Source organism: Methylophilus sp., assembly GCF_035460085.1.
Classification (GTDB): Bacteria; Pseudomonadota; Gammaproteobacteria; order Burkholderiales; family Methylophilaceae; genus Methylophilus.
The window spans coordinates 41,163-61,365 of sequence record NZ_DATHWZ010000025.1 but is presented as its reverse complement, the minus strand read 5'-3'; the positions used below and the strand labels follow the sequence as shown (position 1 = coordinate 61,365).

Annotated in this window: 18 protein-coding genes; 16 read left to right on the top strand and 2 right to left on the bottom strand. The window is 50.0% G+C overall.

Annotated features, from left to right (window positions below):
* On the bottom strand, nucleotides 1-1,376 hold a 1,376-nt coding region (argH, locus tag VK958_RS04555; RefSeq protein WP_325239355.1), incomplete at its 3' end, for an argininosuccinate lyase.
* 104 nt (nucleotides 1,377-1,480) lie between these two features.
* On the opposite strand from argH, the gene VK958_RS04550 reads away from it, so the two are divergent.
* Entirely contained in the window at nucleotides 1,481-2,500 is a 1,020-nt protein-coding gene (locus VK958_RS04550; protein WP_325239353.1) for a sensor histidine kinase, read from the top strand.
* Nucleotides 2,493-3,245 carry a LytR/AlgR family response regulator transcription factor gene (locus tag VK958_RS04545; RefSeq protein ID WP_325239351.1) on the top strand — a complete coding sequence of 251 codons (753 nt, stop codon included), beginning with the start codon at nucleotides 2,493-2,495 and terminating at the stop codon, nucleotides 3,243-3,245. The genes VK958_RS04550 and VK958_RS04545 overlap by 8 nt, the downstream gene beginning before the upstream one ends.
* A 38-nt stretch (nucleotides 3,246-3,283) precedes the next feature.
* Here VK958_RS04545 and VK958_RS04540 read toward each other — a convergent pair whose 3' ends face one another.
* On the bottom strand, nucleotides 3,284-3,961 hold the full coding sequence (locus VK958_RS04540) for a mechanosensitive ion channel family protein (RefSeq protein WP_055830559.1): 678 nt from the start codon (nucleotides 3,959-3,961) through the stop codon (nucleotides 3,284-3,286).
* A 168-nt stretch (nucleotides 3,962-4,129) separates the two neighbouring features.
* Between VK958_RS04540 and hemC the strand changes: the two genes are divergently transcribed.
* The 14 genes from hemC to VK958_RS04470 all read left to right on the top strand — a co-directional run bounded on the left by hemC (nucleotide 4,130) and on the right by VK958_RS04470 (nucleotide 20,191).
* Nucleotides 4,130-5,074 (top strand): hydroxymethylbilane synthase, encoded by a 945-nt coding sequence (gene hemC / locus VK958_RS04535; protein WP_325239349.1) that lies wholly within the window; start codon nucleotides 4,130-4,132, stop codon nucleotides 5,072-5,074.
* Nucleotides 5,071-5,832, top strand: a complete 762-nt coding sequence (locus VK958_RS04530; RefSeq protein ID WP_325239347.1) for a uroporphyrinogen-III synthase — start codon at nucleotides 5,071-5,073, stop codon at nucleotides 5,830-5,832. The genes hemC and VK958_RS04530 overlap by 4 nt, the downstream gene beginning before the upstream one ends.
* Before the next feature lie 66 nt (nucleotides 5,833-5,898).
* Nucleotides 5,899-6,204 (top strand): ArsR/SmtB family transcription factor, encoded by a 306-nt coding sequence (locus VK958_RS04525; RefSeq protein WP_325239345.1) that lies wholly within the window; start codon nucleotides 5,899-5,901, stop codon nucleotides 6,202-6,204.
* Nucleotides 6,205-6,215: 11 nt separating this feature from the next.
* Nucleotides 6,216-8,345 (top strand): bifunctional acyl-ACP--phospholipid O-acyltransferase/long-chain-fatty-acid--ACP ligase, encoded by a 2,130-nt coding sequence (gene aas / locus VK958_RS04520; RefSeq protein WP_325239343.1) that lies wholly within the window; start codon nucleotides 6,216-6,218, stop codon nucleotides 8,343-8,345.
* Nucleotides 8,345-9,562 (top strand): amidohydrolase family protein, encoded by a 1,218-nt coding sequence (locus VK958_RS04515; protein ID WP_325239341.1) that lies wholly within the window; start codon nucleotides 8,345-8,347, stop codon nucleotides 9,560-9,562. Before aas ends, VK958_RS04515 begins: the two co-directional genes overlap by 1 nt.
* Before the next feature lie 10 nt (nucleotides 9,563-9,572).
* Nucleotides 9,573-10,901, top strand: coding sequence for an MFS transporter (locus VK958_RS04510; protein WP_325239339.1), 1,329 nt, complete (start codon nucleotides 9,573-9,575; stop codon nucleotides 10,899-10,901).
* A gap of 6 nt (nucleotides 10,902-10,907) precedes the next feature.
* Nucleotides 10,908-12,518, top strand: a complete 1,611-nt coding sequence (locus VK958_RS04505; RefSeq protein WP_325239336.1) for a hypothetical protein — start codon at nucleotides 10,908-10,910, stop codon at nucleotides 12,516-12,518.
* Nucleotides 12,519-12,599: 81 nt separating this feature from the next.
* Nucleotides 12,600-13,616: a hypothetical protein gene (locus tag VK958_RS04500; RefSeq protein ID WP_325239334.1), complete on the top strand. Its 1,017-nt coding sequence runs from the start codon at nucleotides 12,600-12,602 to the stop codon at nucleotides 13,614-13,616.
* 109 nt (nucleotides 13,617-13,725) lie between these two features.
* Entirely contained in the window at nucleotides 13,726-14,154 is a 429-nt protein-coding gene (locus VK958_RS04495) for a hypothetical protein (protein WP_325239332.1), read from the top strand.
* Between the two features lie 186 nt (nucleotides 14,155-14,340).
* Nucleotides 14,341-14,721, top strand: a complete 381-nt coding sequence (locus tag VK958_RS04490; protein WP_325239330.1) for a hypothetical protein — start codon at nucleotides 14,341-14,343, stop codon at nucleotides 14,719-14,721.
* Nucleotides 14,722-14,827: 106 nt separating this feature from the next.
* The gene (locus VK958_RS04485; RefSeq protein WP_325239328.1) at nucleotides 14,828-16,816 is read left to right on the top strand and encodes an LTA synthase family protein; all 1,989 of its coding nucleotides are present in this window, start codon (nucleotides 14,828-14,830) and stop codon (nucleotides 16,814-16,816) included.
* A 9-nt stretch (nucleotides 16,817-16,825) separates the two neighbouring features.
* On the top strand, nucleotides 16,826-19,117 hold the full coding sequence (locus VK958_RS04480; RefSeq protein ID WP_325239326.1) for a lipopolysaccharide kinase InaA family protein: 2,292 nt from the start codon (nucleotides 16,826-16,828) through the stop codon (nucleotides 19,115-19,117).
* A 125-nt stretch (nucleotides 19,118-19,242) separates the two neighbouring features.
* A complete protein-coding gene (pqqA, locus tag VK958_RS04475; RefSeq protein ID WP_081624291.1) occupies nucleotides 19,243-19,314 on the top strand; it encodes a pyrroloquinoline quinone precursor peptide PqqA in 72 nt (23 codons plus the stop codon).
* A 259-nt stretch (nucleotides 19,315-19,573) separates the two neighbouring features.
* Nucleotides 19,574-20,191: a hypothetical protein gene (locus VK958_RS04470; protein ID WP_325239324.1), complete on the top strand. Its 618-nt coding sequence runs from the start codon at nucleotides 19,574-19,576 to the stop codon at nucleotides 20,189-20,191.
* Nucleotides 20,192-20,203 lie beyond the last annotated feature (12 nt).

The following is a 20,203-nucleotide window of genomic DNA, read 5'->3' as shown; positions in this document are numbered from 1 at the left end:
ACTTGTTCAGGCGCGGTGCCACCGGTGTGGTTGCGGCTGGCGACTGAGCCTTCCAGTGTCAGGACTTCAAATACATCATCGCCTATGGTTGCGCTAAAGGCCTGCAATTCAGCCAGGCTGAATTCGGCCAGGTCACGTCCGGTTTCCACGCCTGCCTTGACGGCATGCGCGACCACCTCATGCGCATCACGGAAAGGCATGCCTTTTTTCACCAGGTAATCGGCCAGGTCTGTTGCAGTCGCAAAACCCTCCAGCGCGGCCTGGCGCATATTGTCGGCTTTGACTGTGATACCGCGCAGCATGTCGGCGTAAATCTGCAAGGTTACCAGCAAGGTATCCGCCACATCGAACAGTGGCTCTTTGTCTTCCTGATTGTCTTTGTTGTAGGCCAGTGGCTGGCCTTTCATCAGGGTCAGCAGACCAACCAAATGCCCATAAACACGGCCGGTTTTACCACGCACCAGTTCCGGCACATCCGGGTTTTTCTTTTGCGGCATGATGGAAGAGCCGGTACAGAAGCGGTCAGCAATATCGATAAAGCCGAAACGCGGGCTCATCCATAAAATCAGTTCTTCTGAAAAACGGGATAAGTGCATCATCAGCAATGACGCTCCCGCGTTAAATTCAATGGCAAAGTCGCGGTCAGACACGGCATCCAGTGAGTTCTGGCAGACGCTATCAAAACCTAATAATTCGGCGACCAGCTCACGGTTAATCGGGTAGCTGGTGCCCGCTAAAGCCGCTGCGCCTAAAGGCAAACGATTGATACGTTTACGCGCATCGGCAAAGCGTTCGGCATCGCGGTTCAGCATTTCAAAATAGGCCATCAGGTGGTGGCCGAAGGTGACCGGTTGCGCCACTTGCAGGTGGGTGAAACCAGGCATGATGGTGGCAGCGTTTTGCTCCGCCAGATCCAGCAATGAAGTTTGCAGGGCGCGGATACCGGCAATGGTGTCATCGACCACGCTACGCAACCATAAGCGCACATCGGTGGCGACCTGGTCATTGCGTGAACGGCCGGTGTGCAGGCGTTTGCCGGCATCGCCGATTTTCTCGGTCAGGCGTCTCTCGATGTTCAGGTGCACATCTTCCAGGTCCAGCAGCCATTCAAATTGACCGGCTTCAATCTCGCTTAAAATTTCGCCCAGACCACGTTTGATATCTTCAACATCCTGCGCCGAAATAATGCCTTGTGCACCCAGCATGGTGGCGTGGGCAATCGAACCCTGTATATCGAATGCAGCCAGGCGCTTATCAAAGTCGACCGAAGCGGTGTATCGTTTCACCAGTTCAGCCACCGGCTCATTGAAGCGGCCGGACCAAGCCTGGTCTTTTTGATGCAGCGAAGAGTGTGGTGTGGATTGCGAAGTTGTCAAAGCAAAAATTCTTTCTGCCAGAAATTGGGCGTCTAGCGCATGCTTGCGCCACTGGCGCTTAATACTTATGATGCAGGCACGACATTATAAACGAACATCACGCCGTGCGTAAAAGCAACCGCATTCCCAATTTTCGCAATCTAGGCATACACTTACGTCTGCTATTAATGCATGCAGGCTTGCTGGGATTGTTGACGATCTATGATGGCCAGCCAGCATGGAATATTGCTCTCTGGGCCGGGGACCTGACGCAATTAGCCGGGCAATGGCTACCGCCTTTGCTGCTGACCATGGGGGCTTTGACTTTGCTTTATGCCTTGATTACCAGACTGCCATATGTGATTGGCCTGGCTGCAATCATGGCGTTGGCGTTAGTACTTACTTCTTTATCTGCCTATATTTACCATATCGGGATTTCGCCGCTGACTGCCTCTCAAAGTCTGCAAATATTGCTGCTATGTGTGGGGGATGTGGCGCTAAGCCTGTATTACCTGGATTTATTGCAACGGGCTTATTCCCCAGCTATTGCCGAAGCACGTTTGCAAGCGTTGCAAGCGCGTATCCGCCCGCATTTTCTGTTTAACAGCCTCAATGCGGTGTTGTCACTGATACGTAGCCAGCCGCAACGTGCGGAGACTGCGCTGGAAGATATGGCGGAACTCTTCCGCGTGCTGATGGCAGATAACCGTGCGCTGGTGCCTTTGGCGCAGGAAATCACGCTTTGCCAGCAGTATTTAAGTATAGAAAAACTACGTTTGGATGAGCGTTTGCAGGTCGAATGGCACATTGCGAAGATCCCTTCCACATTGATGATTCCGCCGCTGATCCTGCAACCGCTGGTGGAGAATGCGGTATATCACGGCATAGAAACATTGGCACAGGGTGGCACGATTGTGATCAATATCAGTACCAGTGCGCAAAGCTTGGTGTTGCGTATCAGCAATCCACTATCGCAGCGTCCGGAAAAATCGGGTGGCAATAAAATGGCGCTTAAAAATATCGGTGAACGGTTACGTTTGCATTACGACCTGGAGGCCAGGCTCAGGCAGTATGAAGAGCAGGGGCACTATGTAGTGGAAATCACAATTCCGACCCGGCCATTGTCCGAGGTGCCGCATGGCTAAACAGCAGTTGCTGATTGTCGATGACGAGCCGCTGGCAAGACAGCGCTTGCGCGATCTGGTTGGCGATATCGGCGGCTACACCGTGGTCGGCGAAGCTGCGAATGGCGTGGAGGCAATGGCGGTATTGCAAACCCGGCAGGTGGATATCGCCCTGGTGGATATCCGCATGCCGGTCATGGATGGCATCGAACTGGCCCAACATATCCGCCAGCTACCCAGCCCTCCTAACCTTATTTTTACCACTGCCTACGATCATCATGCCTTGCAGGCGTTTGACCTGAATGCCATCGATTATCTTTTGAAGCCGATTCGTGCCGAGCGCTTATCGGACGCGCTGAATAAGGCGCGCCCGTTGCAGCTGAAGCAGTCGCAAAGCCTGCAATCATTGCAAGATACCCGTCAGCATTTGAGCATACATGAGCGGGGAAAAGTGTTGCTGATTTCAGTGGATGAGGTGTTGTATTTCCGCGCTGAGTTGAAATATGTGACGGTACGGACAACGAACAAAAGTTATTTGCTGGAAATGTCTTTAAACCAGCTGGAACAGACTTATGCTGACCGCTTTGTGCGTATACACAGGAATGCACTGGTAGCCAGGGACGCGATCGCCGGTTTTGAAAAGCAACGCATTCAGAATGCAGACACCGAAGACGCTGGTGAATCAAGTTGGGTGGTATTGATCAAGGGCATTCCGGAGACATTGGTGGTCAGTCGTCGCCACCAACATATGATCAGGGCCGTATGAAACGGCCCTGAATCGCTAATGCATTTTGAGGTTTAAAGTTATTTAAGATTTTTCTTCTGTTCGGCTTGTTCGATCACTTTGGCCGCCCAGTCTTTACCGCCCAGGCCAAATGCAATTGCCAGTGCCAGGAATACGGCCCCAAATACAATCACAAACAAGGCGTGAATCAGTTGCATGCCTATGCCCAGTTGTTCCAGGCCGATGAAAATCGCCAGGATCTGGATGCAGTATTCAGCCGATGTACTGATGATCAGGGCTTGTTCAAACTTAATGCTATGCAACCAGGCAAATACCAGGCGGTTGATAAAACGCGCGAACAAGGTACCAAAAATCACCACCAGGATAGCGACGATAATATGTGGCAGGTAGCTAGCCAGCTCACGCAGCAACATCGCCACTTCTGTCATGCCCAATGAGTTGGCACAGGTGATCACGAACAGTAAAATGACCAGCCAGTAAACCACCTGGCTGATAATGCCACTCAGCGTGACATTGAGATTGGCGCTGCGCATAAAAGATTCCAGACCGGAACGCTTGGCAAAAGCATCAAACTGGGTGATTTCCAGCAGGCGTTTCACGCCGATACGTACCAGCTTGGCAACCAGCCACCCAAAAAACAGGATGACAATGACTGCCAGCAATTTGGGGACAAAGTTGACTAGCTCAATCCAGAATTGATTGAGTGAAGAAAGAAAAATATCGATTTGATACTGCATGGCAGCCCTCCGTTTTTATCGTTAATACTTTAATTTTAAGCAGTGTTTCTGATGATAAGGTTTGTTAGCATAACTCAATCCGACCGGACTGTGGCGTAAAAGGTTCGTGAAAAAGCAACTGCTAGTGAAGCTACGCAGACGGCCAATCCCCTATGTTAAAATGGCGGCATGACTACCGTTAACCCTCCAAAATCACTGGTGATTGCCTCGCGCGAAAGCGCACTGGCGATGTGGCAAGCCAGGCATATTCAAGCGCGTTTACAAGCGCTTTACCCACAATGTGATGTCAGCATTTTAGGCATGACCACCACTGGTGACCAGATTCTGGATTCGCCTTTATCGCGCATAGGCGGCAAAGGCTTGTTTGTGAAAGAGCTGGAAAACGCACTGGCAGATGGCAGTGCTGACCTCGCCGTGCACAGTATGAAAGATGTACCCATGCATTTGCCGGAAGGCTTTGTATTAGTGGCTACCGGCGAGCGTGAAGATCCGCGTGATGCGTTTGTCTCCAATGCTTACACCAGCCTGGAAGCTTTGCCGGATGGCAGCATCGTTGGCACTTCTAGCCTGCGTCGTCAAAGCCAGATCCAGGCGCGTTTTCCGCACCTGAAAATTGAATCCTTGCGCGGTAATGTGCAAACGCGTTTGCGTAAGCTGGATGAAAACCAGTATGCCGCCATTATCCTGGCGGCTGCCGGTTTGATCCGCCTGGGCTTGGGTGAGCGTATTAAAGGTTTTATTGATGCGGCACACTGTATTCCGGCGGTAGGCCAGGGCGCTTTAGGCATCGAGATTAACGCCAGCCGCACCGATCTGATCGAGATTCTGGCGCCACTCAATCATGTAGATACCCAATTATGTGTAGAAGCGGAACGCGGTTTCAGCCGTGCTTTGGCCGGCAGTTGTACCGTGCCGCTGGGTGCTTATGCGACTAAAGAGGGTAATACTATTTCCATGCAAGGTTTTGTCGCCAGCGTCGATGGTCAGCAAATGCTCAAAGAATCCGTCACTGGTGATGCCGTGTTGGCAGAAAAGCTCGGCCAGCAACTGGCGCAGCAGCTGGTTGCCCGTGGGGCGGACAAAATCCTGGCAGCGCTGGACGGCGTAAAGTGACGCAGCCGCTGGCGGGAGTGCATATTGCAGTGACGCGCCCTCCGGAACAGGCGACCAAACTGAATGCTGCGATTGCACAAGCGGGTGGTTCGGTGATTTCATTTCCGCTACTGGATATTGCCAGCCTGCCTGATCTCTCGGCATTTTATGCTGCCATCTCACCGCTCAACCAGTTTGACTGGGCGATTTTTATCAGTAGCAATGCTGTGCAATACGGCATGCCACTCTTGCAACAAAATCCACTACCTGCCAGTTTAAAATTCGCTGCGATTGGGCCAACCACTGCCAGTGCACTGCAGGGTTTTGGTGTCACTGAGGTATTAAAACCAAGCGACCGTTTCGATAGTGAATCTTTGCTAGCCTTACCTCAATTGCAGCAGATGCAGGGCCAGCGCGTATTGATTGTGCGAGGCGTCGGCGGCCGCGAAGTGTTGGCGGATACCCTGAAACAACGCGGTGCCCAAGTCGTGTTCGGGGAGTGTTATCGGCGCGTCAATCCGCAGGAAAATGCTGACGTATTGGCGCAGGCTCATGCCAGCCACCAATTGCAGGCCATTATTATTACCAGTTCGGAAGCATTACGGTTTTTGCTCGATCTGGCAGGCGACTCCGAATGGCTGAAAACAATTCCTTTATTCGTCAATCATGACCGCATCGCCGAACAAGCACAATTACATCATTTGACAGTGTTCAGTGCCGGGCAACCCGGCGATGACGCCATGCTGCAATTGCTTATCCGGCATTTTCAACCCCATTAATTAAATTCTTTTCATAAGCATAAACAGGCTTGACATAAATCACTATATATCTAATTATTTAGTTATATGAGATTAATCACCCACATCCCTGAAGCCTGGTCGGATATTTCTGACCTGTTTGTTGCCTTAGGAGATGCACATCGGCAACGAATTTTGCTATCGTTTGAAAAAAACGAACGCCTGACCATTTTGCAAATCGTAGACAGTTCAAATCTCAGCCGCACGGCAGTTACACATCACCTGAAAGTACTTGAACGGGGGGGTGCCTTGCAAAGCGAGAAAATTGGCCGCGAGGTGTATTTCTGGGTCAACAAAGCGCGGATGCAGCAGGCCTTGCAAAACGTCATGACCTATTTAAAAGAAGATATTTAAGGGGAATTTAAATGCTTGTCAGCATTTTAAGAGTGTTATGCCGTTTGGTGTTTCGTGTTCGCGTAGCAGGGCTGGAGCACATACCTTCAGAAGACCGCTTGTTGATTATCGCTAATCATGAATCGTTGCTCGATGGCATGCTGATCGGCCTGTTTTTACCTAAACGTGCGACATTTGTTGTGCATAGCGATGTATTGAAGAATCCCGTTTTCAGATGGATTCTGAGTCTGACGCCACATCTGGCAGTAAATCCCACCAGCCCGTTAGCGATGAAAAAAGTGATTCAGCGGTTGAATGCCGGGGAAAATGTGGTGATTTTCCCGGAAGGGCGCATTACTTCTACCGGTGCGCTGATGAAGGTATATGACGGCCCTGGATTTGTCGCAGCAAAAACCGGCGTCAGGATCTTGCCGATCCGGGTAGAAGGGGCCGCCCAATCTTATTTTGGCCGCTTATCTGCCGCTCATCCGCGTAAATTATTTCCTAAAGTGATGCTGACCATCATGCCGCCGACTGAAATTCGTACCGAATCTCAAGATAAAACACCGCTTACCAGCAAGCAACGACGGCGCATTGCTGGTGCTGCTATGCGCAACATCATGCAAAACATGCTGTTCCAGACACAGCCAAATAAAACGTTGTTTGAAACCTTCCTGGATGCCATCGATAAATCTGGCAGCAGCATGCGGATTATTGAAGACTTGAACCTGCAGGAGGAAACTTACCGGGACTTGCTGAAGAAAAGCCTGGCACTGGGACGACTCGCCTGCAAGGTCAGCAAGCCAAACCAGGCCGTCGGCGTGTTGATGCCGAATATCACCAACACTGCTGGCCTGATCCTGGGGATGATGGCGTTCAAGCGCATTCCTGCTATGTTGAATTACACATCAGGCACGGCGGGTATCCAGAATGCCTGTATCGCGGCCAAAATCAACACCATCATGACTTCGCGCCAGTTCCTTGAAACGGCCAAACTGCAGGAAGTGGTTGCGCAACTGAAAGACATCAAGATTGTTTACCTGGAAGATTTGCGCCCGCAATTTGGCCTGCTGGACCGTGCCTGGCTGATCGGCTACGCGCTGCATTTCCCGCGTGCTGCCATGGAAAAGATCCACGCAGAAGATACTGCCGTGATCCTCTTCACTTCGGGGTCGGAAGGCAAGCCCAAAGGTGTTGTCCACAGCCACAAGAGTATCCTGGCTAATATCCACCAGATCATGGCGACGCTGGATTTCAACCCGACTGACAAGTTCATGATGTCGTTGCCGATGTTTCACGCATTTGGCTTTACCGGCACTTTGCTGCCGCTGCTTAGCGGTATCCGTATCATGCTGTTTCCCTCGCCTTTGCAATACAGGGTGATTCCGGAAGTGATATACGAGAAAAATTGTACGGTGTTTATCTCGACCAGTACTTTCCTGGCCAATTATGCCAAGTTCGCACACCCATACGATTTTTACAAATTGCGCATTGTGGTGGCAGGCGCGGAGAAACTGAATGAAGAAGTACGAAAGGTTTATCACGAAAAATTCGGCATTCGCATACTGGAAGGTTATGGCACCACCGAATGTGCGCCTGTGGTGTCGGCCAATACGCCAATGGCGAATAAACAGGGTACTGTCGGCCAGTTTTTTCCGGGGATTGCACACAAACTTGAGCCTGTGGCTGGCATAGAAAACGGTGGCTTATTGTATGTCAAAGGTGACAACATCATGCAGGGCTATTACCTGTATGACCAGCCAGGCAAATTGATTCCGCCGCCCAATGGCTGGTATGACACTGGCGATGTCGTGGAGGTGGATCAGGAAGGCTTTATTCATATCAAAGGCCGCGTCAAGCGCTTTGCCAAAGTGGCTGGCGAGATGGTATCGCTGGAAACGGTAGAAAAAATCGCTAATACGGCTGCGCCTGACCACAAACATGCCGCGACCACGCAAGCAAACGCCAACAGGGGCGAAAATATTGTACTGTTTACTACAGATGCTGCATTGAAACGGGAAGACCTGCAGGTGGTAGCCAAAAATCTGGGCGCACCGGAAATCGCCATCGCCAGGAAAATCATCGTCGTGGAAAATATTCCGCTACTAGGCACCGGCAAAACAGATTATGTGACGCTTAAACAAATGGCAGAAGAGCAGTAATGAACCGCAGGCAGTTCTTGCTGGCAGCAGGAGGCCTGGCCTTCGCTGGCATCAGCCACGCCGCCTGGCGCTATTGGCCAGATGCTGGCTTAAGCAATCCTTGCCTGGCAAACATGCCAGACAGTCTGCTGCAACACCCGACCTATCAACACATCTGGCAGGGAGTCCGGCCAGACCAGGTGTGGGATATGCATGTGCACCTGGTAGGCGTGGGCGATGCCAGCAATGAAACCTGGTTTAATCCGGAGATGGATAGCTGGATGCATCCATCGTTAAAGCTGCAAAAAGCGTTTTATATGAATGGCACCTGTGCAGACCCGGCGCGTATCGATGAATCCACTGTTGAGAAAATGACGCAATTGGTAACTGCCATGCCCGTGGGCGTCAAACTCATGTTGTATGCTTTTGACTGGTACAGGGACCAGACCGGGCAGATTCTCGAAGCCGCTTCCATTTTCCATGTATCCAATACTTATGCAGCACACATTGCCAACCAGTTCCCGGAACGGTTTGAGTGGGTGGCGAGTATTCATCCTTATCGCCCCGATGCGCTGGATGAACTGGATAAAGTCTACGAGCATGGCGCGCGTGCTATCAAGTGGCTGCCTTCAGGCATGGGCATAGACCCTGCCTCTAAAAAGTGTGCAGCTTTTTATAGAAAGCTGGCTAGCCTGAATTTGCCTATCATCAGCCATACAGGCAAGGAAAGCGCCGTTGCCGGAGGTGAACAAACCTATGGTAATCCGCTACGCATGCGCCAGGCACTGGACCAGGGTGTAAAAGTGGTGCTTGCGCATTGCGCCAGCGATGGTAGTGATGAAGACCTTGATCATGGCGGCCGCATCATCAAAAGCTTCGATTTATTCACCCGAATGATGGATACGCCCGATTACAAGTCATTAGTTTTTGGCGATATTTCTGCGACTACCCTGATCAATCATGCCTGGGTATTGCCTACTTTAATTGCACGCCAGGACTGGCACCCGCGACTGGTGAATGGCTCGGATTACCCTCTACCCGGCATCATGCCACTGACCAATATCAATACCCTGATTGCTGACGGCTGGCTAGCCGATGAACACAAACCCTTTTTATTGGGTTTGAAACGAACCAACCCTCTGCTATACGACTTTGCACTGAAACGCCTGCTTAAGATCAACGGGCAAGCGTTTTCCCCGCACGTTTTCGAAACCAGGTCATTATTTGAGCGACTTTGAAGAATCCATCATGAATAACCAATTCAGCTTACTTACTCAAAACCGTTTCCGCCCTTTTTTCTGGACCCAGGGACTGGGCGCCTTTAACGATAATGTATTTAAAACAGCATTGATCACGCAGGTGGCCTTTAACACTGCCAGCCTGACCACGCTGGATGGCAGTATGCTGGTCACGTTGCTGCCTGGCCTGTTCATCCTGCCGTTTTTCCTGTTCTCCGCATCTGCCGGTCAACTGGCGGATAAGTATGAAAAGTCGAAGATTATCCGGCTGGTCAAACTGCTTGAGATCGCCATCATGCTGTTTGCCAGCATCGGCTTTATGATACATAGCCTCGCCATGCTGGCCTTGGCATTGTTTCTGATGGGTGTGCATTCCACCGTGTTTGGCCCGGTGAAGTATTCATACCTCCCGCAACATTTGCAACCAGGTGAATTGACTGCTGGTAACGGCTTGGTGGAAATGGGCAGCTTCGTCTCAATTTTGCTGGGACAGGTACTTGGAGCGTGGCTGGGTAGCCTGCCGCAACATGAATTCTTCACCAGCCTGAGTATTTTGCTGATCGCTATCTCCGGCTACCACATCAGCCGCAGTATTCCGCTGTCACCCGCGCCGGTGCCGGAGATGAAAATCAACTGGAATCCCATCACCGAAACCATGAATAACGTGCGCATCTTTTGGGCGCAGCAGACTTTGTGGGTGGGTATCGTCGCCATTTCCTGGTTCTGGTTTTTCGGCGCCACCCTACTGGCGCAGTTTCCCAACCTGGCAAAAGATGGCCTGCATGGCAGCGAGCGCGATTTTATTGCCTTGTTATCCATCTTTTCGGTGGGCGTGGGGATAGGATCCCTCTGGTGCGAAAAACTCTCTAAAGGTAAGCAGGAGCTTGGCTTGGTGATGCTGGGAGCCGTTGGCATGTCGCTGTTCGCCTGGGATTTTGCCTCTACTGCGGGCAGCATCCAGCAACAGTTTTTGGCTAACCCTGGCTGGTCGCTGCAATCGATCAGCCAGCTGGACTACTGGCGCATGCTGTTAGATGTGGCCTTACTCGGTGTGAGTGGTGGCCTTTATATTGTGCCCTTGTATGTTTTGCTTCAATCAAGGGTTGAGGCGCGCTATCAATCGCGTGTGATTGCCGCTAACAACATTATGAATGCCTTATTCATGGTGCTTTCGGCCGGATTTTCTCTATTGTTATTTAGCCAGGGTTTAAGCATTCCGCAACTGTTTTCAGTGACGGCAGTCTTGAACCTGCTGGTGGCGGGTTATTTATGCCTGCGCCAGCCTGAATACTGGCTAACTAGCGTTGCGTATGTAAGACGCTTGTTCGCATCGGAGTAGACTCACATGCGCAAATTGGCATGGTTTGTACTGGGATGCTCCCAGACGGTAATGGCAGCAGGTGAGATTGTGAAACATCCCCTTGGGCAGTACGACAGCGAGCAGTTTATAACCCTGAGCATGCCTTGCGCGCATTGCCAGAGTTTGCCGCAGGCGCAATGGTATTTCAAAAATGAAATCGTGGCAGTGCCGGGAGCAGGTCAATCATTGACCTGCTTTTCACTGGATAAACGCGGTGCTGATGATGTAGCTTCTCTGGATTTGCATGCATTGCCAGATGTCGTATGGACTGGCTCGACCCAACAATGGACTCATACGCATTTATCAGGCGATGGAAAGCGATTGCAGTTAGCTGACGGCAAAGAAATGTCGTTTGAAATCGTGCCAAAAATCCCGACCAATCTGTCTTATTGGAATCAGGATACACAGGCGTTTTACGCACAACGAGCCCTCAGCATCCGCGGCGAGCAAGTCGGGCAAAGTATCATAGCGCGCACCCTCTGGCCGGAAGATTTTCGTCTTAATCTGCAAGCACAGCCGCAACCATTGCAAACGAATGAATCACTCAAACAACTGGTGCAATTCGATCAAGGCGGCGCACATAGTCCGCACGAAAGTCGGTTGTTATGGCAGAAAATGCCAAGTATTCAGCCGGCACTGGCCGGTAAAGCCGTCCTGGGTGTGTTGTTAAATGGGGCACAAGGTGACGACGATGAGGCACACGGAGGACATTTTGCGTTGGCTACCGGTGTCGTCGGTGACGATGGCAGTTATCACCACTGGCTGGTGAATAATTATTACAATCTGGCGACCAATAGCGAAAAAGGCATTATTGCCGGGGTGACGCCGTTTGATAAATACATGGCTGATCTCAATAGCGGGCAGGCATTTTACCGTCCGTCATATATGCTGGTGGCAGTGTTTTCGCAACCGTCTGTACCGGCCAATATTCAGGCGGCTAGCAACCGTGTCTACCAGCATTTTTACCGCAATGATTTTGTGTATGATCATGCCACTGACAACTGCGCAGGCACCAGTGTCGATGTCTTGCACAACCTGGGTTGGAAGGTACCGGAAAGTGGCGGTGAAAGCGTGCTCAAAGCAAGCGCTGCTTATTGGTACATAGCCGCGACTGAACGCAGCCTGACCAAAGGCCGCGAGATTTACGATTACCTCAACACTGAAATGACGCGCCTGTTTCCCGCTGTCGCGTTTGATGCGATTGGCAATGACTTGCTCAATATCGCCCAAACCGGCAGCACACAAACCTTGTCTTCACCCGAGATGCAAAGCATAGCAAATCAAATTGAAGCGATTTATTTTGTTCGCATCCCGCAGATTCCTTCCAGCCGGGTTGCAGGCCTGTCGCCGGTATATAGCTTCGAGCAATATTTGCGACAGGTACCTGCCGATAGAAGCCAGTGGAAGATTATTCCGGTCACGCCTAATCCTTTACCGCAAAACTTAAAGGATGGTTTGGCGCTTAAACCACAAATGCCAATGCTGATACCTTTGCCCGCTATTTTGTTTTTAATGAGCGTCCTCGGAGTCTTCTATTTGTTAATCAGAGTATCTTGGAACGCAATCAAGTGGCCGCGCAAAAATATTAAGAAATAAAGTATTATCGTCAAGACTTAAAGTTTTGTAATAAGCGTGGTCATTAAAATCTTTGTCATTTTCCAGTGAGACTCTATACAAATGCGATTAGGAATTATCTTTTACGTTTTTCTCTTTGTTTCAACTAATACATGGAGTGCGAGTTCTGACTTAAAGCCTTTTGACTTCCAGATAGAGTCAAATCAACCAAGTAACGTTACTCAGAATGTCGCATGTGGATTTCCGGCATTGGAAACATCATCAGATTTTGCTGTATTTGCAGCGGGTGCATATGCTGGCCGCAAGTTATCTTTCCAAATAGACCAGAGTGGGCACGAGGCAACACAGATAGATGTGGCTGTTAACAGTCCTAATAAGCCTGTGGTGCTTATGCTGGGAGCTTATGAGCCAACTGTCTGGAATATAGGATGGTCAAAAAATACCCAAATTTTGGCGGTACTTATCAGTGGTTATCATAGACAGGCGGTTGCCGGTTTAGAAAAAAACACTCCTCAATTAATTAGCTCAGCTGATAATCATGGTCCTTGTGGATATTTCTATGTCACTGACAGCAGTCTGCAAAAGCTTAATCCAATGGCAAGGCGAGTTTTCGGCAAAGCAGTCAATATGATTTTCCCTGCGGAGAATGGACGAGTAATTATTGGTGATGCATTACAAAAAGACACAAAGCTTGTTACCTCTGCCCAAATTTCACCAGCCGCATTTTATGTCAAGGATGCACCCATGGCAGGCGCTGTCGGCTTAGAGGATGCTGTTCGCAAAGGTATATTAAGAAAGGCGACTCAAGAAGATGCTGACTTATGGGTTGATTCAATAATACAAAATTCGGTGCAGCAGGACATTCCTCCTATAGCCAACAGGACGCTTCTCAAACCGCCTAGTCCAAGAATTTATAATGCTTATGTCGTTCTTAAAGCATTTACATATCCTGCAGGTCTCTATGGGGCGCAATCGGTTACCTTCATGATTCCTAAAGGGGTGCCCAGGCCAATAGGTAACCCTGGTCATTCAGCAATTTACGATTTCAATACACTGAAATGTGAAGGTGGTGAGTGTGGTCCACGTATGCCTGCTACGGGGTCAGTAGGTCCAAGATAAAGAGGAATTTGGATACTTTTGAGCATAAGTTATGAAAAGCTATGTATCAGTTTCAGCAGGACTTTTAATCATTCTCTTAGTAACTTCTGCGCGTGCTCAGGATGACGGGTTGGAGACCGAATCCAGAAATGTCGCATCCGCATTTATGGGCGCGGCTAATTTTGTCGTAGGCCGTATAGGCATTGAATGCCTGCCTATGCTGGGCCGGCTGGAAACGCCCAGGGAGTATGTGAATATCTGGCAGGAACGCAATGCCAAATACTACACCGCATCGACCAGATACATCGCGAAAAAGATGGAAGCTGCGGATGCCATTGGCGGCAGTGTTGCCAGGGATGCGGTACTCAAAGAATATTCGACTATCGTGCGTAAAGAAGGCGAAGCGACCATTGTTGACTGGATAGGAAAAGGCAATAAAAGGGAAGGCTGCCAGCGGGCGGTGATGCTGATTGATAAAGGCATACTGGACGTGAATCCCGAAGTACCTGTTTATCAGGACCTGCAAGCTTTGGCTGTCTGGTCCAAAATTACGGAATGATAGTCAGCTGACCAGTCAGGCACGGTATTTCAAGCAAAAAATCTATTGCAGACTATAGATGGTAGCAGTGGCCCATTATTTGTAACCAGCTAATTAAAACAAGCTGATTTGGACGCAACTTATTCATTCGTTAACTATCTGTTTACATGTCGTCCTATAATTTTCCACATAATAAAAAGGCCTCTTATGTCAGAATCAATCAATCGAAAACTTGTTTTAACTGCCATTATTTGCTTGTTGTTATACCAGGTAGGTACCTGGATTACGGTGATTGCCGGGGCAATGTGGGGGGCTTCGGCTGCAGTGGTCGTGGCGGTAGTTTCTTATGTGTCGGCAAGGCTCGCCAAACGCGGCGCGACCAGCACTATCTGGTTTCTGGTGCCGACTTTATTATTTACGGTGATTCCGCTGCTGGCGAAATTGTGGAGCGCATTCACCAGCCAGACCGGCATTGCCGATATGTTGCTGGATTTAACTCCGTTGCTGGTGGGCTTCGTGATTCCGGTGATCTTGCTATCCATGGTCTATCTGGACTTGCGTAAAAAATCTCTTAAAAATGGCATTTAGCCAAGCTGCCAGATACCTGCTGAACCAGGTATCTGGCGCTTTGCAATAACATTGCACAATAACCCGTTATAATTACACGCTTAAATCAATCCTGATTAAGCACAACATGCCATCAAGTTATTTCGGTACCCCGCGTCCACGTTCAAAGTTATGGGCGTTTGGTCATTGGTTCGGGCCTTACGCACCACTGATTGTAATGTTTTTGACCGGCCTGGTCTTTCTTTCCCTGACCCGCTTAGGTCTGGTCGGCTGGAAATGGGAGCGTGTACTGGCGACTGGCGAACTTAGCCAGATTTTGCTGCAAGGCGTGCGCGTTGACTTGATTCAGCTTGGCTTGCTGGCCATTATTCCGGTATTACTTTCGCCCATACTCGCCACCCGCAAACTGTTCCATGTCTGGCGCGCTTTTACCTTCTGGTGGGTGTTGCTGTCACTGGTCTTGCTGGTCTTCCTGGAAGCGGCAACCCCAGGATTTATCCTCGAATATGACGTACGGCCCAACCGTATTTTTGTCGAATACCTCAAATATCCGCACGAAGTGTTCGGCATGCTGTGGCAGGGCTTCAAAATAGAATTGTTTTTTGGCCTAGGCATGGCAGTGCTGGCATTTGTACTGGTATATCAACTGCTCAAGCCTTGGCGTGAAGCTGAATCAACCTGGTCAAATCCACAGTTATGGCTGGTATGGCCGGTGATATTAGTGCTGACAGCATTTGGGGTTCGCTCTACGCTTACACACCGGCCGGCTAACCCGGCCCTGTTTGCCATTACCCAAGACAGTATGGTTAACAGCCTGATCCTGAATTCTACCTATTCGGTTTTTTACGCCGCTTACAGCTTGCAGCATGAGGCTAAATCGAGTGAGATGTACGGCAAATTGCCGCGTGAAAAAATATTTGCAATCACCGGTGCAAAAGAAGGCGATATCCCAACTTTGACCACGTTGGTGCCATCGGTGAAACGCGAAAAACCATTAAACCTGGTGATTCTGTTGCAGGAAAGCCTGGGTGCCGGGTTTGTCGAATCACTGGGCGGTAAGCCGGTCACCCCTAACCTGGAACAACTCAAATCCGAAGGTATCTGGTTTACGCATTTGTATGCCACCGGCACGCGTTCTGTGCGCGGCATTGAAGCGGTGGTGACGGGCTTTCAGCCTACACCTGCAGACAGTACAGTCAAACTGGGCTTAAGCCAGGGTAACTTCTTTACACTGGCTTCCTTATTAGGCAAGCAGGGTTACCACACCGAATTCATTTATGGCGGCGAGTCGCATTTTGACAATATGCGCAGCTTTTTTATGGGTAATGGTTTCCAGCAGATTACTGACCAGCCTGACTTCAAAAACCCGGTGTTTGTGGCCAGCTGGGGCGCTTCGGATGAAGATTTACTCAATAAAACCCATGAGCAATTGCTGGCGCACCATGCCAGCGGCAAACCATTTTTCACGTTGGCATTCAGCTCATCCAACCACGCGCCGTTTGAATTCCCCGATGGCCGTATCGAGCTCTTTGAACAGCCGAAAGCCACTGATAACAATGCGGTGAAATATGCGGATTATGCGATAGGCGAATTTTTCAAGAAAGCCAAGGCCAGCCCATACTGGAATGATACGGTGTTCCTGATTGTGGCTGATCACGACATTCGCGTGCGCGGCGATTCGCTGGTGCCGATCGAGCATTTCCATATCCCGGCGCTGATTCTAGGTGGAGCGGTACAGGCAAAAACGGTTAACGCCATCGCCAGCCAGATCGATTTGCCGGTGACGGTATTGTCATTAATGGGCATAGCTGCCCAGCACCCGATGACTGGGCATGATTTATCCAATATCAATGCCGATTATCACGGCCGCGCCATGATGCAATACAACTATAACTATGGCTGGATGCAGCAAACGGGTGCCAGCATAGCGCAGAATGAAGTAGTGGTGTTGCGTGAGGGCAAGGCGCCGGCTTTCGGGCATTACGAACCGAACAGCAAAAAGCTGGTGAACACTGCTGCACCCGCCGATGCGCAGGCTTTATCCGAGCAGGCGTTGGCCAATGCCTTGTTGCCGGCCTTATTGTATAAAGAGCAGCGGTATCGCTTGCCAGAGTAAGAGGTTGGTTTGAAACGTTCCCCATTGCCAACAATGTTAACCAGCCAGGTGCTGCTGGATGGGTTGTCTTATATTTTCAAAGGAGGGTTGTGGCTCAAAAACAGCCACCTGCCGCAGAAAAATCATGCGGTGCCTGCACACTTTATCGGCATTTGCGTGGCGACCAATACCCACCCTGAAACCGATGATTATGTACTGGCGCAACTGGCTGCGCTCGGGCTAGGCCGCGTACGGCTGGATATCGGTGACGATGATATGTATGTGCATCAGACACGTTTATTGCAACGTTTGCTGGATGCCAGCTTGATTGTGGATGTACATTTGGTGCAGCCGTTCGCAATCGCCAGACATATGCTGGATGCGCAAGTACAGGCCAGATGGCAGCAGTTTGTCGAGCAGTTTCTGCAGCAATATGCCAGCCAGATTGCCAGTCTTGAAATCGGCAATACCATTAACCGCAAGCGCTGGTCCGGGTATCAGTGGCCTGGTTTTATGCAGGCCTGGCAGATCGCGCATCGCCTGGCCAGGCAATATGGTGTAAAAGTTGTTGGACCGAATATCCAGGATTTTGAACCGTTGTATAACATTAGCGCGTTTAAAAAACTGCAGGCCGAACACTTGCTGCCGGATATCCACAGTAACAACCTGTTTGTGGAGCGTGTCATTGAGCCTGAACAGCCGGATCACCGTATTTTCCAGTTCCGCTGGACCCGCTATTTGAAATTCAATCTGATCAAAAAAGCCCGCCTGCTGGAAAAAATCGGTGCCGATTATGGGGTAGAGACATTGATCTCGCCGGTGGCATTCTGGGCGATTTACCGCATCCAGCGGCATTTACCGGATGGGGCACAAAAGCAGGCAGATTATGTCACGCGCTATTTCACTTTGCTGGCGGCTTCCGGCGCCTTGCAACAGGCAAACTGGGGCGCCATGATCTGCCACCGTGAAGGCGTGATCAATGATGGCCTGGATGATGCACGCTATCCTGCATTGGAGCGGGTAGCCTATTACCAGTCAGCCGATGGTAATCTGCATGAATACCAGCGCAACCCGAGTTTTTCTGCCCTGAGAACAGTGGCGCGCTGGCTGAATGGCGCGCACTATATCGGCCCGTTGGCGACCGGCCACGGCTTGGAAATTCACCAGCTGCGCAAGCATCAAAAATTATTTCACATCGCGTGGACAGTCAACGGTCAATGTGCAGTGTTGAATCAGGTCTATGCGGAATCAAGCTTGCGTCAGATGGAGTGTATCAACCGCAATGGTCAGACGATCAGCCCACCAGCGCTGATCACAGAAACGCCTGTATACCTGATGTGGGAAGCCACGGAGAATGTTGATCTGCATACTGCCAACCCCAAGCTGTCGCAAACTGTTATCCACGCGCACATACAAGGTTTGCAGTATTTCCCGGTTCAAGAGGCTGACTGGCGTGGCATGATCCTGGCTGAGAGTAGCGAGCAGGCAGCGCAATTGTGGTACGCCTGGCATCCCGGCACGCTCAAGGCACCAGGCAAAGAACAAGCTTTGCGCCATGCCAGGAATGCCATCTGGCCAGTACCGGACCCCAGACCAGCTAGTAAAAATGCAGTCAATCAGGCATTCAGCAACACAACAGAGAGAAAAGTCACCGTCAAGCAGCCTATCCGTATGCATTGGCACAAGACGTTGCTGGATCGTTTTAAACCCAGCAAAGCCAAGCGCAGCTGGAATGGCGCCATGGAACTGTTGCGCCGCGGTGTAGGCACTGCCATGCCATTGGCGTATTTTGAACGTGCCGACGATGCCACCCTGAAGCAAAATTTCTTTATTTGCGAATATGTGAGACATGACTTTACGATTGCCCAGGCATTTATCGCCTTTAGCCAGGGCGCGGCGTCATTTAAGGGTGTTCCTGCGCTGACGTTGTACCAGTCATTCGCGCGTTTCTGTTTGCATATGCATGCTTCGGGTATTTATTTCAGGGATTTTTCCGGCGGCAACATCCTGGTCAGCCAGCAAGCTGATGAACTGGAATTTTCATTGATCGACACAGCCCGCTTGCATGCTTATCCAACTGCAACGCCTTACAGTGAAAGAATTGCCGATTTAACCCGCGCGGTGCAGAAATTACATTGGGATGGCCGTAAACAATTCCTTGCCCTGTACCTCGGCTTGTCCGGGCACGGCCTGAATATGGGGACGTTACTGCCATTTTATCTATATGATTTTAAAGTGCATTTGAAGCGCACTATAGGCCGCAAAGGCATGCGCAAGTTGTTGCTCAAGATTAAAAGCTTGCGTAACAGAAACGATGCTTAGGCGAGTCTCATGAAAATCATGACGGCATGTTGCGCAGTTTAAGCACGACAAGATTTGGGGTCGGTTTTAATATGGTTACACGTAATAGCAAACGCTAAAACGAAACTAATTAAAGGAAATCAATCATGTGGACAAAACCAGCTGCTACCGAAATGCGTTTCGGCTTTGAAGTAACTATGTACGTAATGAACAAGTAATTGTTCTTGCTACAAAAAACGGGCGCTATCAGCGCCCGTTGTCATTTGTGTAGTACCGTTTATTTCTGTTTGAGACCTTAAAACTTTTTAGCCGGGACTCGCTCAAAAAACGGAACAATCATCAACCCTGACTATAATGAACATATTTTCAAGCACTTCTGGATTCATCCGCTCTATTGGCGGGATGTTATTAGTTAGTTGCTTACCGCTACAGGCTTGTTTGGATCAACAATCGTTGCAAGCATTAGCAGACAAGGAAATGCAATATCTGCTACAACGTATCCCACCGGCCTTTGGTGATGCTGTGTCTGACCAATTGATTCATAGTCATATACGTTTAAAAGCTGGTGATGATTGTCAGGTACACTGGCAGTTGAGACTGCCCGCTAAAGATATCGCTGAAGCGCAAGCCTTGCTGCAGGCGGAACCAGCCAAACAGATCATGCTCGCTGCTCAGGGTTACGAGATACCTGAGCAAGAGGATGCCGAAGCAGATTTTTTTGTAGACCCAACTAACTTGCAACCTTTGCGAAAAGAGGTTTTGCAAACTGCGCCATTAGGTAAATTACGGGCCAGTGTTGAATTGATGTATGCCATGCTTACACAAGCAAGGACTAATGTGCAGGAAACGCATGCAGAATGGACACCAGCGGAGTTGCAATCTGTTCAAGCAAGCTGCCAGCAACAATTCCACGCCAGCAGTACTGAAGCCGAATGCGACTGTTACAGTCGAGGCCTGGCAAAAAAATATTCGGCAAGACAGGTGAAGTACAATCGCTATTTGTTGACCAACCCTTACGCATTTGCCACCGGCAATGGTGAAGATTTTAAGCGTCTAGACAAGACGCTACAAACATCTTGCGGGCTCAGCCTCTAAATTTGCTACACC

Coding starts and splice junctions, on each gene's coding strand:
- VK958_RS04515 (WP_325239341.1), top strand. CDS start 8,345: ATGAACCGCAGGCAGTTCTTGCTGGCAGCAGGAGGCCTGGCCTTCGCT.
- VK958_RS04545 (WP_325239351.1), top strand. CDS start 2,493: ATGGCTAAACAGCAGTTGCTGATTGTCGATGACGAGCCGCTGGCAAGA.
- VK958_RS04525 (WP_325239345.1), top strand. CDS start 5,899: ATGAGATTAATCACCCACATCCCTGAAGCCTGGTCGGATATTTCTGAC.
- VK958_RS04485 (WP_325239328.1), top strand. CDS start 14,828: ATGCCATCAAGTTATTTCGGTACCCCGCGTCCACGTTCAAAGTTATGG.
- VK958_RS04470 (WP_325239324.1), top strand. CDS start 19,574: ATGCAATATCTGCTACAACGTATCCCACCGGCCTTTGGTGATGCTGTG.
- VK958_RS04540 (WP_055830559.1), bottom strand. CDS start 3,961: ATGCAGTATCAAATCGATATTTTTCTTTCTTCACTCAATCAATTCTGG.
- VK958_RS04510 (WP_325239339.1), top strand. CDS start 9,573: ATGAATAACCAATTCAGCTTACTTACTCAAAACCGTTTCCGCCCTTTT.
- hemC (WP_325239349.1), top strand. CDS start 4,130: ATGACTACCGTTAACCCTCCAAAATCACTGGTGATTGCCTCGCGCGAA.
- aas (WP_325239343.1), top strand. CDS start 6,216: ATGCTTGTCAGCATTTTAAGAGTGTTATGCCGTTTGGTGTTTCGTGTT.
- VK958_RS04505 (WP_325239336.1), top strand. CDS start 10,908: ATGCGCAAATTGGCATGGTTTGTACTGGGATGCTCCCAGACGGTAATG.
- VK958_RS04490 (WP_325239330.1), top strand. CDS start 14,341: ATGTCAGAATCAATCAATCGAAAACTTGTTTTAACTGCCATTATTTGC.
- VK958_RS04500 (WP_325239334.1), top strand. CDS start 12,600: ATGCGATTAGGAATTATCTTTTACGTTTTTCTCTTTGTTTCAACTAAT.